Source organism: Streptomyces sp. Ru62 (assembly GCF_002920615.1).
In the GTDB taxonomy this organism is placed as follows: domain Bacteria; phylum Actinomycetota; class Actinomycetes; order Streptomycetales; family Streptomycetaceae; genus Streptomyces.
On the sequence record NZ_PQSU01000026.1, the window covers coordinates 37,667 to 52,600 of the forward strand.

Annotated in this window: 9 protein-coding genes; 7 read left to right on the forward strand and 2 right to left on the reverse strand. The window is 73.2% G+C overall.

Going from position 1 to position 14,934, the window contains the following annotated elements:
• The first annotated feature begins 3 nt into the window (after window positions 1-3).
• Together C3492_RS30825 and C3492_RS30830 are read left to right on the forward strand one after the other, a co-directional pair.
• Entirely contained in the window at window positions 4-705 is a 702-nt protein-coding gene (locus tag C3492_RS30825) for a ribonuclease HII (RefSeq protein WP_103815927.1), read from the forward strand.
• A gap of 68 nt (window positions 706-773) precedes the next feature.
• Window positions 774-1,406 (forward strand): hypothetical protein, encoded by a 633-nt coding sequence (locus C3492_RS30830; protein ID WP_103815928.1) that lies wholly within the window; start codon window positions 774-776, stop codon window positions 1,404-1,406.
• Window positions 1,407-1,996: 590 nt separating this feature from the next.
• On the opposite strand, the gene C3492_RS30835 is transcribed toward C3492_RS30830, so the two are convergent.
• Window positions 1,997-2,617, reverse strand: coding sequence for a hypothetical protein (locus C3492_RS30835; protein WP_103815929.1), 621 nt, complete (start codon window positions 2,615-2,617; stop codon window positions 1,997-1,999).
• A gap of 628 nt (window positions 2,618-3,245) precedes the next feature.
• Window positions 3,246-5,411, reverse strand: a complete 2,166-nt coding sequence (locus tag C3492_RS30840; RefSeq protein ID WP_103815930.1) for a RecQ family ATP-dependent DNA helicase — start codon at window positions 5,409-5,411, stop codon at window positions 3,246-3,248.
• A gap of 141 nt (window positions 5,412-5,552) precedes the next feature.
• Between C3492_RS30840 and C3492_RS30845 the strand changes: the two genes are divergently transcribed.
• The 5 genes from C3492_RS30845 to C3492_RS30865 all read left to right on the forward strand — a co-directional run bounded on the left by C3492_RS30845 (window position 5,553) and on the right by C3492_RS30865 (window position 14,772).
• On the forward strand, window positions 5,553-7,115 hold the full coding sequence (locus C3492_RS30845) for a DUF4192 domain-containing protein (RefSeq protein WP_103815931.1): 1,563 nt from the start codon (window positions 5,553-5,555) through the stop codon (window positions 7,113-7,115).
• 831 nt (window positions 7,116-7,946) lie between these two features.
• The gene (locus C3492_RS30850; protein WP_103816004.1) at window positions 7,947-9,896 is read left to right on the forward strand and encodes a glycogen debranching N-terminal domain-containing protein; all 1,950 of its coding nucleotides are present in this window, start codon (window positions 7,947-7,949) and stop codon (window positions 9,894-9,896) included.
• A gap of 151 nt (window positions 9,897-10,047) precedes the next feature.
• A complete protein-coding gene (locus tag C3492_RS30855) occupies window positions 10,048-10,806 on the forward strand; it encodes an NUDIX domain-containing protein (RefSeq protein WP_103815932.1) in 759 nt (252 codons plus the stop codon).
• A gap of 162 nt (window positions 10,807-10,968) precedes the next feature.
• Complete coding sequence (locus C3492_RS30860) at window positions 10,969-13,722, forward strand: ATP-binding cassette domain-containing protein (protein WP_103816005.1); 2,754 nt, start codon at window positions 10,969-10,971, stop codon at window positions 13,720-13,722.
• A 162-nt stretch (window positions 13,723-13,884) separates the two neighbouring features.
• On the forward strand, window positions 13,885-14,772 hold the full coding sequence (locus C3492_RS30865; RefSeq protein ID WP_103815933.1) for a FadR/GntR family transcriptional regulator: 888 nt from the start codon (window positions 13,885-13,887) through the stop codon (window positions 14,770-14,772).
• The last annotated feature ends 162 nt before the right edge of the window (window positions 14,773-14,934 follow it).

Consider the following 14,934-nt stretch of genomic DNA (forward strand, 5'->3'; position numbering starts at 1 on the left):
GCCATGCCGTACGAACCACCTACTCACACCGTCGAGCGCTCCCTGCGCGCCACGACCGGAGCGAAGGTCATTGCCGGTGTCGACGAGGTGGGGCGCGGTGCCTGGGCCGGTCCCGTCACCGTCTGCGCGGCGATCACCGGACTCCGCCGCCCACCCGAGGGGCTGACCGACTCCAAGCTGCTGACGATCAAGCGCCGTACGGAACTCGCTCTGATCCTGCAGTCATGGGTGACGGCCTACGCACTGGGGCATGCTTCCCCGGAGGAGATCGACGACCTGGGGATGACGGCCGCGCTGCGGCTCGCCGCGGTCCGCGCGCTGGACGCCCTGCCGATCCGCCCCGACGCCGTGATCCTCGACGGGAAGCACGACTACCTCGGCGACCCCTGGCAGGTGCGCACGGTGATCAAGGGTGATCGGTCGTGTGTGGCCGTCGCGGCGGCGTCGGTGATCGCCAAGGTCCAGCGCGACAAAATGATGGCCGAACTGGGTATCGACCATGCAGACTTCGGATTCGCGGACAACGCCGGGTATCCGTCGCCCGTGCACAAGGCCGCACTGGCGGAGTGGGGGCCCACCCCGCACCACCGACTGTCGTGGGCGTATCTTGATGCGTTGCCTCAGTGGCGGCACCTCAAGAAGGTCCGCAACTGGGCGGACGGAAGCGTTCCGGAAATCGAGGGTCAGCTCGTTCTCGATTTCTGACGGTTCCGCTCGCACTGATGTGCCACCCGGTCATCCGCGCCGCACCAACGTTTGATAAATATCAGCTCATGCCTCTCATTCCCGAGGAGCCTCAGATTCACGAGAGTGCCCAGGGTCCCCGCGCCACTCCGGCCAGCGGCCGTACCGCGCCGACCCCCCGCCCCGTACCCGGCCCCCGCCCCGCGGCTCCGTCCCGCCCCGGTCGTCCCGGCCCTCTGCGGCCCACGCCGCCGGTGCAGCGCACGCCGCGTGACGTGGCTCCGGCCAAGCCTGGCCCCTCCGGCCCGGCCGCTCCCGCCGCCACCGCGGCGACCCCGCAGATCCAGCTGATCCCGGCTTCGGCCGAGGGCGCGCTCGACGCCGCCGAGGAGGCCGTGGACCTGCTCCTGGACTCGGGCCGCGCCCCCGGCGACGTGCTCGTGATCACCACTGGTGCCCAGCACCCGTGGGCCGAGCACGAGTTGTCCTTCGGCGAGACGTCCTACTGGGCGCAGCATGACGCCGGCGACGACGTCTTCTACGCGGACGCCGCCGTCGCCTCCCGCGCAGCGTCCCGCCCGGTGGTCGTCGTGGCCGTCAACGGAGGACCCGCGTCCGCCGCTGCCACCGCCCTTCCCCTGGCCCACTCCCGGGCCGGTGCCCTGCTGATCGTCTGCGGCGACCCGCAGCAGATCAACTCGGTGCTGGGCGCCGGCGTCTGAGTCGCGTCCGGCGCCTCGGGTCACCGGGGTGCCGAGGGGCCGCTCCGGCGGAGTCCGCACGGTGCGGCTTTTGGCATGCCCGCACGCAGGCCGCGGCAGCGCGCTGACGGGGCGGCTCCCCGAGGGACCCGCTTGAGAGCGGGACCCGGAGGGCCCGGCACACCTGGTCCGTGTCGCCACAGCGGCGGACGCATGCCGGGCCGGACGGAGTGTTCCACCTGTGTGGCCGAGGCCGAGGCCGGGCGACCGCGCCGAGGCCGCTTCCCGAGTTGATCTGGCCGGAGTGGTCTCTCTCCGCTGGATCAACGCGTGAGCCGGTGTGTGTTCCCGGCGCCGCTCGCGACAGACGACGGCTCGGCTCGGGCACCGCACACCGGGCCGACTACTGGCCGGCCACCTGCTGTGTGCACCCCGGCCGGCCGTTGCGTGGGTGCGGCCCGGCTGGTTGTTGTGCTCGTCCGGCACGATCGGTCACGGCGATGGGGTGACCCGGCTGTCGTAGTTCGTACCGTTCACGGCGTTCACGGTGTTCGTACAGCGGGTCGGCCGCACGAACCGTCATACCGCCGGCGCAGCGCTACTCGGCGACCTCAGCGAGCCGCAGCCCGGCGCAGCACCTCTGAGACCGGGCCACCGGTGCGCGGTACGAGCGGCGGGGCATCCGCCGTGGCGAAGGGCTCGGGAGCCGAGTGCGCGCTGGGCCGGCGTCCGCCGCGCCCTTCGCCGAGCACCTGCCAGCCGTCATGCGTCAGCGTGATGTACGCCCCGCAGCGCAGCCCGTGCAGCGTGCAGGCATCGCGCAGTCCCCACATCCAGGCGCCGTCCTCCTCGGTCCAACGCGCGTCACCCTCTCGGCAGTAGAGCAGGACGGCCGTGCGCACGGGGGTGCGGCGGCGGAGGTCGTGCGGAATCACCCGGCGCAGCTGGGCCAACAGCGCGTTGCGGAACATCCAGCCGTCGGCGGCAGCCGGCCGGCGTGTGAACGAGGCGCTGGCCCGCAGCCGCTCGTCCGGGTCGAGAACCGCCACGATCGCCGTGAGCGGCTTCGGGCGATGCCGGGCGTGCAGCCCGCTGACGACCTCACGGGGGTTGCGCAGCAGAGGGATTCCGGCAGCGGCCCATTCGGCCGGCTCGAGCAGGCGACTGGCGGAGGCGGCGGACGTGGACGTCGACAACGAGGCCGCCGAGGACGAGGCGAATCCGAAGGTCACGTTCCTCCCTTCGGCTACGCGCCCACACTGCGGGCGAGGTCGGATTCGGGGGAGCGCGCACCGCAGCGGAGCCCAACCGGATCACGGACGAGCCGTGCGGGGAGCGGACCTCAATTCTTCCTGTCTAACTTGGCTGCGGCAACGAGCAATTGGCACCGCCGACTGTTATCTGGTGGTGCGGGGCTTATATCCCTACCCAAAGGTTCGGCTGATGACGCCTGGAGTGCTCGGTCGCCGCCCGCCGGGCCACCGTGAGTGACTGCGCGGTCGTTCCTGAGCTGTGGAGTCCGGCGGCGAACCGTCGCTCAGTGCGGGGGGCGAGAGCGTGCGGCGGCACGCCGGTCACTCCTGGAGATCGCCGCTGAGCTGGGCTCGGCGCTCGCGGTGGCGCCACCTCGCTCATCCGCGGACGACGGGAGGTGGGCGCGGCACGTCGGTCAACCCCGGACGGCGAGAAGTGGTCGCGACACGTCTGTCATCACTGAACGGCGAGAGGTGGTCCGTGGCTCGTCGGTTGCCTCTGAAGAGCGAGAGGTGGTCGGTGGTTCGTCGGTCTCCCCTGCACGGCGAGAGACTGTCCGCGACTCGCCGGTCTCCCCTGCACGGCGACTGGTCCGCGACAGGTCTGTCACCCCTGCACGGCGAGGACCAGCGGCAGCACTCCGCGCGCCCCGGACTTCCGAAGCAGGCGTGCCGCGACCGCGAGCGTCCAGCCCGTCTCCGTGAAGTCGTCGACCAGCAGCACCGGACCGTTCGCCTCGGCGAGGGCCGACGCCAGGTCGGGCGGCACCGTGAACGCGCCGTCGAGGGCCTTCAGCCGCTGCGCGCTGTTGCTGCGGGGCGAGCGGGGCGCGTCCCCGGCGTGCTCCACCGACCCGAGTAGGGGAAGCCTGCCGACTTCAGCGATCCGGGCGCCCAGCGACTGGATCAGCAGGGGCCGGCTGCGCGAGGCCAGGGTGACGACGCCCACCGGCCGGGGCGGGGCGTCGGACGCACCGGAGGCCCAGCCGCCGGGACCTCGGGCCCAGTCGGCCAGGACGTCCACCACAGCTCGCGCCACGTCGTCGGGCACCGTGGTGTCCGGTGTCTGGGGCGCGAGCAGCGGACGCAGGCGGTTTCCCCAGCCGATGTCCGACAGACGTCCCAGCGCCCGCCCGGGCGAGGCCTGTTCCCCCGCCGGGATGCGTCCCTTGAGGTCGATGCCGATGGCCGGCAGGCCGGTCGGCCACATGCGGCGGGGCTCCACTTCCACTCCGGCGCGGCCCAGGTCGCTGCGCGCGGCGTCGAGGGCCGCCGGGGTCAGACCCGAGGTGAAGCGCGGTCCGGCACAGTTGTCGCAGCGGCCACAGGGTTTGGCGCCCTCGTCGTCCAGTTGGCGCTGCAGGAACTCCATCCGGCACTCGGTGGTGGTCGCGTACTCGCGCATCGCCTGCTGTTCGGCCGCCCGCTGCCGGGCCACCCACGCATAGCGGTCGGCGTCGTAGGACCACGGCTGCCCGGTCGCGATCCAGCCGCCCTTGACGCGGCGCACCGCCCCGTCCACGTCGAGGACCTTGAGCATGGTCTCCAGGCGTGAGCGCCGCAGCTCGACCAGGGGTTCCAGGGCGGGCAGCGACAGGGGTCCGTCCGCCCGGGCCAGGACGTCCAGGGTGCGTCGGACCAGATCCTCGGAGGGGAAGGCCAGCGAGGCGAAGTACTGCCAGATCGCCTCGTCCTCCTTGCCCGGCAGCAGCAGTACCTCCGCGTGGTCGACACCACGGCCGGCCCTGCCGACCTGCTGGTAGTAGGCGATGGGGGAGGAGGGCGAGCCGAGATGGACCACGAAACCGAGATCCGGCTTGTCGAAGCCCATGCCGAGCGCGGAGGTGGCGACCAGGGCCTTGACGCGGTTGGCGAGCAGGTCGTCCTCGGCCTGTTGCCGTTCGGCGTTCTCCGTCTTGCCCGTGTACGAGGCCACGGCGTGCCCGCGCTGCCGCAGGAAGGCGGTGACCTCCTCGGCGGCGGCCACGGTGAGCGTGTAGACGATGCCGGAGCCCGGCAGGTCGTCCAGATGGTCGGCGAGCCACGCCATCCGGTGCGCGGCGTCCGGGAGCCGCAGCACGCCGAGGCTCAGACTCTCCCGGTCCAGCGGCCCGCGCAGGACCAAAGCGTCTGACGTGCCCCCCGTGCCGAGTTGCTCGGCGACGTCCGCGGTCACTCGCGCGTTGGCCGTGGCGGTGGTGGCCAGTACGGGGACCCCGGGCGGTAGGTCGGCGAGCATGGTGCGCAGCCGGCGGTAGTCGGGGCGGAAGTCGTGACCCCAGTCGGAGATGCAGTGGGCCTCGTCCACGACGAGCAGGCCGGTGGCCGCGGACAGCTTGGGCAGGACCTGATCACGGAAGTCCGGGTTGTTCAGTCGCTCCGGCGAGACCAGCAACACGTCCACGTCGCCCGCCGCGATCTCGGCCTGGACGGCCTCCCACTCCTCGGTGTTGGCGGAGTTGATGGTCCGGGCGTGGATACCGGCCCGGCCGGCGGCGTCCACCTGGTTCCGCATGAGCGCGAGCAGCGGCGAGACGATCACCGTGGGCCCGCTTCCTCTGGCCCGCAGTAGCGAGGTCGCCACGAAGTACACCGCGGACTTGCCCCATCCCGTGCGCTGTACGACCAGGGCCCGGCGCCGGTCCGCGACCAGTGCCTCGATCGCCCGCCACTGGTCCTCGCGCAGCCGGGCCGCGCCCGTGGCATCCCCGACGAGCCGGGCGAGGACGGCGTCCGCCTGCTCCCGGAGATCCGCGTTGCTCGTGTGCTCCATGCGTCCATACAACAGGACGGGACCGACAAACGGGCGGGCCCGAGCCGAGGCTGTGGACAACGCGGGACGGCTTGTCGTGTCCCTGATTCGACTTATCCACAGGCTCAACCGGAATCCCAAGATCCGCGAGATCGTCGGCGCATGACGAATCACAGCGAAACCACCGGACCCTTCGAAAGCGACGACATCTCGGGACACGAACCGGCGGCAGCACCCGCGGACCACGCCACGCAGGTCACGCTGCGCACCCCGGCCGAGCTGGCCGACGCCCTGCCCTACCTCCTCGGCTACCGCCCGGAGGACAGCATGGTGCTCGTCGCCCTTCACGACCACGCGGGCCGCCGGGGCAGGTTCGGCGGCCGGGCCCGGCTGGGCATCCCCGCGACCGAGGAGGACTGGGAGGCCGCCGCCCGGCAGCTGGCCCGCGGCCTGGTCACCGGCAGCGAGCGGCGCGGCGCCCGGCCCGAGCGGATGGTGGCCTACGTCTGTCAGGAACCGGGCCCGGGAGAGTCCGGCCGTGACGTCAAACGACGGCTGGAAAGGCTGGCCCACCTGATGCGGACCGAGTGCGGCAACCTCGACGTGCCGGTCATCGAAGCCCTGTGCATCTCCGACGGCCGCTTCTGGTCCTACTGCTGCCCGGTGCAGGGCTGCTGCCCCGAGGACGGCTCGCCGATGGGCCTTCCCGGCACGTCCGTGCTCGCCGCGGCGGCCACCTACGCCGGCATCCAGGTGCGCGGCACACTGCGGGAGCTGCGCGCCAGGTTGCAGCCGTGGGAGACCACCGCGGCGCTGCAACAGGAGATCGCCCTGGACGCGGCCGGCATGAGCCTGGTGCCCCGCCTCCTGGACGAGACGGCACGACAGGAGGTGGCGGCGGAGACCCTGGACCTGGCCGAGCGGATCATTCGCCGCTACGGCACCGCGGCTCCGGTCTCCGGCACGCATCCGGCGGACGTGCGCGACGACAATCTCCTCGCGGACGACGAGGCGGCCACGCTGATCCTCGGGCTCCAGGACCGTACGACCCGCGACAGGGCCGCCGCCTGGATGGAAGGAGACGAGGCCGGTCCGGCACTCCGGCTCTGGCGCGCCCTGGCCCGCCGCTGCGTCGGACCATACGGCGAGCACGCCGCCGCACCACTGACCCTCGCGGGCTGGGTCGCCTGGTCCATGGGGGATGAACTTGAGGCGAGGGAAGCACTGGCCATGGCCCTGGCCGCCGATCCCGACTACCTCTTCGCCCGCCTGTTGCACCAGGCCTGCAACGAAGGGCTCGACCCCGAGGCGGTCCGCCGCTGCCTGCGCACGGAGAGCGCACGGCGCACAACGCCGGGCTCCACGGAGCGAACGGACCCGGCACCGCGGACCGCACTCACCGAACCCGAGCAGACCCCGGCCCCGGCACCCGCACACGGCATCCAGGGAGACGACCCGAGCGCCGAGCCCGGCTCCCGGACGGGCAGGCAACGACGGCGCCGTTCGCGCAACGCCGACGGCGCCGACGGCCGTCAGACGGCTCGCGCGAAGGCAGGCCGACGCAGGCCCGCCGACACCCGCCCCGGGCGGTCCGCCACCGAGGCCTCCGGGCCCGTCACCCGCAGCCGTATCACCACGCGCACGCCTGCGGCGGGCCCAGACGACGCCACAACTGGTGGCGCCCGCCCGGACACAGGGCGTGCGCAGACCGAGGAGAACGGATGAGCGTCGGCCGGTGTGCGCCCGGGCAGGTGCCGGCCCGCGCGGGAACGGCAGCCCGTCCACCGGGCCCGAGCGGAGCCATCTCCGGGCACCCCGAGAGCACACTCCCGGCGAAGCGCCGAGGCCGATCGGCTCTGGGTGCCCTGGCGGGGCTCCGGGCTGGTCGTGTCCCCTCTGGGTGCCTTGGCCCCCCGGCAGACCGGTCGCGGTCGCACCGGGTGCCTTGGCGGCCCCCGCGGGCTGGTCGCGTCGCCACCGGGTGCCTTGGCGGCTCGCTGCGGGTCGGTCGTGTCACCACCGGGTGCCCTGGCGGCCCCTGCGGACCGGTCGCGTCACCGCCAGTTGCCCTGGCGCCCCAGCGGACCGGTCGCGTCACCACTAGTTGCCCTGACGGCCCCCTGCCGACCGGTCGGACCACCATTCGGTCGGCTTCGTCGGGCGAGCCGTGACCCGGACCAATCCCCTTCCGTTCACCTGAGTGGCGGAAAGCCCGGACCGGCCCAGCCGCCGCACCTCCCCTGTCCTCCGGGGCGACCCACCGGCCGCCCAGCACGTCCGAGGTACACCGAGCGCAGAAGAAGCCAGCCCATGCACCAGCAGCCGACTCCGCCCTCCACAGCCGGCGAACGTCCGCCCCGGAGCAGGCCTGTGCCGTTCCTGACGGACGGCACAGGCCCCCGCGCACCGAAGGCAGCCGACTTTCGACCGACCTCCTGCGCGGACGTCCGTCCCCTCGCCCCGTCCGTCCAGGGCAGCCCCTCGTCCGCCGCCACTTCCCGGCCCCACCGCCCCGCCGCGGCCGCGCCGCCCCGCACGCCTCCGGTCAGCCGCCCGGTGCCGGAAGTGCCACCCACACACACCGCGCTGATCTGTGTGGCCCTGCCCGGCCTCGCCATCTCCGGCGAGCCGGGGCAGTTGGCCGGCCGGGGACTGGACGGGTTCTACCGGGGCGGCAGGCGGCTGCTGTCCCGGTGCCAGCTCCGCGTGGCCGGCCGTGAACCGCTGCCGGTGCAGGCGCGGATGACCGGAGCCGACACCGCCCGCTTCGTGGGGACGCTGCGCACTTCAGCGGCCGCCGGCCCTGACCCCGACATCGTCGTCGAACGGACACGTCACGCCGACGGAACAGAAAGGATCACACTTCGCAGCGCGGCCCCACGTGCCCTGCGCCTCCCCGTCGAGGTCGCCCTCGCCACCGACCTGGCGGAGCTCGGCGCCATCGCCGCCGGGGCGGCAGGCCCCGAACTCCCGGCCAGCGTCCACGACTCGGGTCTGCGCTGGGCCAGGGCCGACGCCGCCGCCTGCGTCACCGCGGACCCGCCACCGTCCGACGCCCTGGCGTCCGCCGGGCTGCTGCGCTGGGAGCTGGAACTGCCACCGGGCGGGACGGCAGCCGTGGAACTGCGGGTACGGCCCGAGGGCGCCGGCCCCCTGAGGTCCGCGGGACACGCCGCCACCAGTCCTCTGGCCCCCGCCCGTGCGGCCGGCGACGACCCCCGGGTGGGCCCCCTGTTGCACTCGGCGGTCGCCGACCTCCAGGCACTGCTCCTGCGCGATCCCGCACACCCCTCCGACACCTACCTCGCGGCAGGCGCCCCCTGGCGCTGTGGAATGGCGCCGGCCGAGGCGCTCGCTGCCGCCCGCATGACGCTGCCCCTGGGCACACGTCTCGCCGCGGGCACCTTGCGCACCCTGGCCCGTACGCAGCTCCCGGGTCCGGGTCCCCGGGCCGGCATGATCCCCGGCCCCCGACGCGACGCCGGCCCGCATCTCCCGCCGAGTTGCACCGCGACAGAGGCCACACTGCTCTTCCCCGTCCTGCTCGCAGAGGCCCGCCGCTGGGGGCTGCCCGATCAGGAGACGCAGGAACTGCTCCCCGCGGCCGAGCGCTGCCTGACCTGGCTGCGGACCACCGTCCGCGACAGGACCTACCTCTCCGACCCACACCCCGCAGGACCGGCCCGCTGCGAGACCCAGGCCCACGCGCATCGCGCCGCCCTGCTCGGTGCCGAGCTTCTCGACGCCTACGGCAGACCGGGCGCCCCGGAACTGCGCCAGTGGGCCCTGGCCCTGCGGTCGGCCTTCCGGGCCGACTTCTGGGTGGAGGACCGCGCTGGTGGACGCCCGGCCATGGCCCTGACACAGGACGGCCGGCCCGTGCCCCACCTGGCCGCCACCACCGTCCACCTCCTCGACACCGGGCTGCTCGGCGCCGGCATGTTCGCCCCGGGCCTGCTCGACAAGGTGCACACCGCACACCTCGCCCGGCTGCTCGGCAGCCCCGCCATGGACGCGGGCTGGGGGCTGCGCGGCCTCGGTACCAACGAGGCGGGCCACAATCCGTTCGGCCACCGGACCGGAGCCGTGCGTGTCCAGGAGACGGCATTCGCGGTCGCCGGGCTGGCGGCGGCCGGGTACGAGAACGAAGCGGCCGGACTGCTGAACGGGCTGCTGGAAGCGGCGGAACACTTCGGTCACCGCCTGCCCGAGATGTTCGCCGGCGAACAGCGCTCCGCCGGCACCGCGCCCCTCCCGCACCCCGCCGCCTGCCGTCCGGCGGCCACCGCCGCGGCCTCCGTGGTCCTGCTGCTCACCGCCCTCGCAGGCATCCGTCCCGACGCCCCCGCCCGCACGGTCACCCTGCGCCCCGTCCGGAGCGCCCCGGTCGGCGAACTCGGACTCAGCGGCCTGCGCGTGGCGGGAGCCCCTTTCGCCGTACGGATCAACCGACTGGGACTGGCCATGGTGGAGGAGGCGGCGGACGGCCTGCAACTGGGAGCGTGACACCGCGGAACAGACGGTGACCTCGTGCGACAGCACTGGATCGACGAACGGGGAGCCGGTCCAGCGCCCCGTAACGGAGCGAAGCGGAATCACCACCGGTGCGACTGGCGAAGGGAGTGTTTATCGTCAGGGAGACGACTATGATCGCGACATGCCCTACGACCCGTCAGCCTTTCCGCCCTTCGCCGTCACCGTGGATCTGGTCGTGCTCACCGTGCGCCGCCATTCCCTCTGTGCGCTGGCGGTCCGCAGGGGCGAGCCGCCGTTCCAGGGGCGCTGGGCGCTGCCCGGGGGCTTCGTACGGGCCGACGAGGACCTGTCCCAGGCGGCAGCGCGCGAGCTGGCCGAGGAGACCGGGCTGTGCGCCCACGACCCCTCGGCCCCTGCCCAGGACAACGGAGCCCACCTGGAGCAGCTCGCCACCTACGGTGACCCCAAGCGGGACCCGCGCATGCGAGTGGTCAGCGTCGCGCATCTCGCGCTCGCGCCCGACCTGCCCGCGCCGCGCGCCGGCGGCGACGCCAGCAACGCGCGCTGGGCCCCGGTCGAGGAACTGCTCCAGCAGGGTGGCTATAGCCGCGACGGCGAACCCGTGGCACCACTCGCCTTCGACCACGCGCAGATCCTCGCCGACGGAGTGGAACGCGCCCGCTCCAAGATCGAGTACTCGTCGCTGGCCACCGCCTTCTGCCCGCCGGAGTTCACCGTCGGAGAGCTGCGCCGGGTGTACGAGGCGGTGTGGGGTGTGGCCCTCGACCCGCGCAACTTCCACCGCAAGGTCACCGGAACACCCGGCTTCCTCGTCCCCACAGGGGGTACGACCACGCGCCAGGGCGGCAGGCCGGCGCAACTCTTCCGGGCGGGCGGTGCCACCCTGCTCAACCCGCCGATGCTGCGCCCCGAGGTGTGAGACCGGGGCGGCAGGCCCGCCTGGACGACCGGCGCACCGGCTGCCCGTACTGAGCCCCGAGTCCATCGAACGGCGGACAAGATCGGGGCTAGACCACGCGGCATGTTTTCGCAAGTCGCCTTATGCCGGAAAAACCAGACATATAGCGCTATCTTGCTGCAGGTGATCCAGGCCTTCGGACTGACCAGCAACCCCCGCAAGGCGCATCCGCCCGCTGTCGACGACGTTTCCTTCGAAGCGCCCGCCGGGCATGTCACCGCGCTCCTCGGGGCCGCCGGTGCGGGCAAGACGACGGCGCTCAAACTCATGCTTGAACTCGAACCCGGGCGCGGCATCACCTACTTCAGAGGGCGGCCACTGCACCGGATCGCGCATCCGTCACGGGAAGTCGGCGTACTCCTCGGCGACGTACCGGGCCACCCGTCCCGCTCGGTCCGTGGCCATCTGCGCATGCTCTGCGCGGCGTCGGGAGTTCCCGCGCGGCGGGCCGACGAGGTCCTCGAAGTGGTCGGTCTCGTCAGCCTCCGCGAGGAGCGCCTCGGCACGCTGTCGCGCGGCATGGACCGCAGACTCGGCCTGGCCTGTGCCCTGCTGCCCGACCCGCACACGCTCGTCCTGGACGAACCCGCCGACGGCCTCTCCGCCCGTGAGGCCCAGTGGCTGCACAGCATGCTGAGGGCCCACGCCGTCCAGGGCGGCACGGTGCTCTTCACCACGGCCGACACCAAGGAGGCCGCGCGCACCGCCGACCGGGTCGTCACGCTCGACGCCGGCAGAGTCGTCGCGGACCAGGAAGCAAGGGTGTTCGCCCGCACCCGGCTACGCCCCCGTGTGGCCGTCCGCAGCCCCCACGCCGTACGCCTCGCGGCCCTGCTCACCAAAGACGCGCGCACCGCTCGCCGCTCCGTCGAGGTCGTACGCGAGGGCGGCAACCGCCTGTCGGTGTACGGCACCACGACCGCCGACGTCGGGGAGATCGCGTTCCGGCACGGCATCCTCGTCCATCAACTGGCCGACGAGGTCGGTGACATGGGGCCGGGAGCCGGTACCGAGAGGGACGCAGGGGTGAGCTCCACCGAGCCCCTCCCGGTTGTCCCGGACGCATCGCCGGCAGACCGGGAGACCCGGCAGCACCACAGCCCGGCGGAATCGGAAGCGTCGGCGTCCCACGGCCCGTACGAGGAGCCGCAGCAGGCATCGGCGGCCCCTTCCTGGGCGCGCCGCCGACGTACCGTGTCGGGCCGCTCGGCGCCGGAACCCGCCACGGGCTCCGCGCCGAACCCCGGCTCGACCGCGCTCCGCGACTCACCGGAGAACCCGAGCGAAACCGTGGACGAGTCGCCGACGGCGCCCGCAGACGCGAGGCCGGTGTCCGAGGAGACCGAGACGCTCGCCCTCCACGCGGCGGACGCGCGCGCCACGGAGCCACCGGTGGAGTCACGCGCCCCCGGGACCGGTGCCACAGCGGCCGAATCCCGCGCGACGCCCCCGGACCGATCCGCATCCGAGCCGGACACCACGGCGCCGTGGCGCTCGTCGGTCGGCATGACCATCACCGGGCAGCCTTCGGGGCAGCGGGAACACGCGCCGGACTCCTCGGCGCCGGAGCCTGAGCGGGCCGTGGGCGGCCCCTCCCCGGTCGGCGAAGACCGATTGGCTCCCGGGCTCGCGGCGCGGGAACGCGTATGGACCGCCGACGGCGAGCGGACCGCGCCCAGCCACGGTCTCGATCAAAGGAGCGTGGCAGAACGTCCACTCACCGTCTCCGGTGCCACGGCGCACGACGCGCCGTCGGCCGGTGCGGCCGAGGACGGTACCCATGGCCACGGGGGAGTCACCGCGTCCGGCGAGAAGAACACGGCCGGTGCGGACGCCGGTGATGCGCCCGCCAGGGCCACCGGCGGCCGGTCCACCGATCCGGCGACCACCCCGGACTCCGGCCTCGGCGGGGTCGCCACCGCTTCCGAACCGCAGGCCGGACGTGCCCGCACAGCCACAGCGATCGTCGCCGGCGCACGTACCCTCCTGCCCGGGGCGAGGAATCCGGCCGCCCGGCAGCAGCAGACCGGCCGCGCCGCCCGGCCCGACGGTGTCCGCACCTTCCCCGCCGCCTTCCCGCTCCCACCCCCCATCACCGTCCGCCCCGCCCGCAGTCCTCTCCGCCCCCTGCGCTACGAGATCCGGCGCGCCGGCGGAATCGGCACCGGTTTCCTCACCTGCGGCGCCGTACTGGTGGTGTCCGTGCTCACCGCCGTACTCCTGGCGCGACTCGGTCACACACCGCAGGCGCGGCTGTTCGCCGCATGGCCGCGGGAGCTGCCGCTGCCGCCCGCGGCGCTCGCGGCGGGACTGCTCGGTGCGCTGGCCTTCGGGGACGAGTTCCGCCACCCCGCCCTGGCGGCGGACCGCGGCACCGTCCCCCGCCGGCTGGGGCTGCTCACCGCGAAACTGCTCGTCTCCGGCGCCACCGCGGTGCTGCTCGCCTTCCTCACCGTGGGCTGCGACGCCGAAGTGCTCTACATCGTCTACGGACGGGAGCTGACGCAAGTTCCCGCGGACTGGCTCTCGCTGACCGCGAGTTGGTTCGGGCTGGTCGTCGGCTGCGCCTGGGCCGGCGTGCTGGCGGCCGGTGTGTTCCGGTCCACGACGGCCGGACTGGCCGCCGTCCTCGCCGTGCCCGTCCTCGTCGTGCCCCTCGTGGACAAGGCGCTGCGGGGTCCGGCCGTACGGATGGCGCCCGACTTCCCGGTGCGGATGCGGGAGGTCTTCCTGCTGCAGTGGCCCTTCGGAGGGGAGCGGTACCTGGTCGCGGCGGTGCGGGTCCTGGCTCAACCCGTCGGGGGCGCGTTGGCGTTGTCGCTGGCGGCACTGCTCTGCGCGTACCTGCTCACAGCACTGCGCACCCGGTTCCGATGACAACGCAGCGCACACTTCCGTACTCGCTGTGTGCACAACTCCCCGAAGAAAGCCCATTTCTTTTCGATAAGGCGTCAATTGCGACGCCGTGAGCGATCACCCTTTCGTGTGCTTTTCACCAAAGACCTCAAGGGAGTTGAAGACGGCGCCGACAAAGGATCCGTGAGTACCCTTGCGCACACCATGATGACCGCAGCCCGCTCCGCAGACTCAGGTCTGGCCGGCCCGGGCGAACTCGACCGCTACCCCTACGCCGAGACCCCGGTGACCGACCGCGTCGGCGCGCCCGCCTGGGACGGCGGGGAACCCGAGCTGGGCCGCGTCGGCAGGCGGGCCTCGGGCAGCCGTGGACGCGGACTGCACGGCCAACTCGTCCAGCAGCTGGGACAGATGATCGTCTCCGGTGACCTGGGCGCCGACCGCCCGCTGGTGCCGGAGGAGATCGGCCAGCGTTTCGAGGTCTCCCGCACCGTCGTCCGCGAGTCCCTCCGCGTCCTGGAGGCCAAGGGCCTGGTCAGCGCCCGCCCGAACGTCGGCACGCGCGTGCGTCCCGTCAGCGACTGGAACCTTCTCGACCCGGACATCATCGAGTGGCGGGCCTTCGGGCCGCAGCGCGACGACCAGCGCCGGGAGCTGAGCGAGCTGCGCTGGACGATCGAGCCGCTCGCCGCCCGTCTAGCCGCCGGGCACGGGCGCGAGGAGGTGCAGCAGCGCCTCTGCGACATGGTAGAGATCATGAGCCACGCGCTGGCCCAGGGTGACGCGCTCACCTACTCGCGCGCCGACACCGAGTTCCACGCGCTGCTGATCCAGATCGCGGGCAACCGCATGCTGGAGCACCTGTCCGGCATCGTCTCGGCGGCGCTGCAGGTGTCCGGCGGCCCGGTCACCGGCTGTGACCGGCCGAACGAGGCGTCCCTCGCGCAGCACGCGCGGATCGTCGACGCGCTCGGCACCGGCGACGGCGCCGCGGCGGAGACCGCCATGCGCCAGCTCCTCACCGTCCACCCCGAGGTGGAGCGCGTGGTCCCCGCCCCGCGCGAGCACTGACCTCGCGAGGAACGCGGTGCGGTCGCCGGTGTGCGGCGCTCTTGTGGTACTCGCGGCGGCACCAGGCCCGGGTACCGGCCGCCGCCGGACCCGGCCGGACCATCTGAGGTCCGGCCAGGTCCGGCGGTGACGGGAAACCCTGGTCGTGGGTGCGGCCGGTTC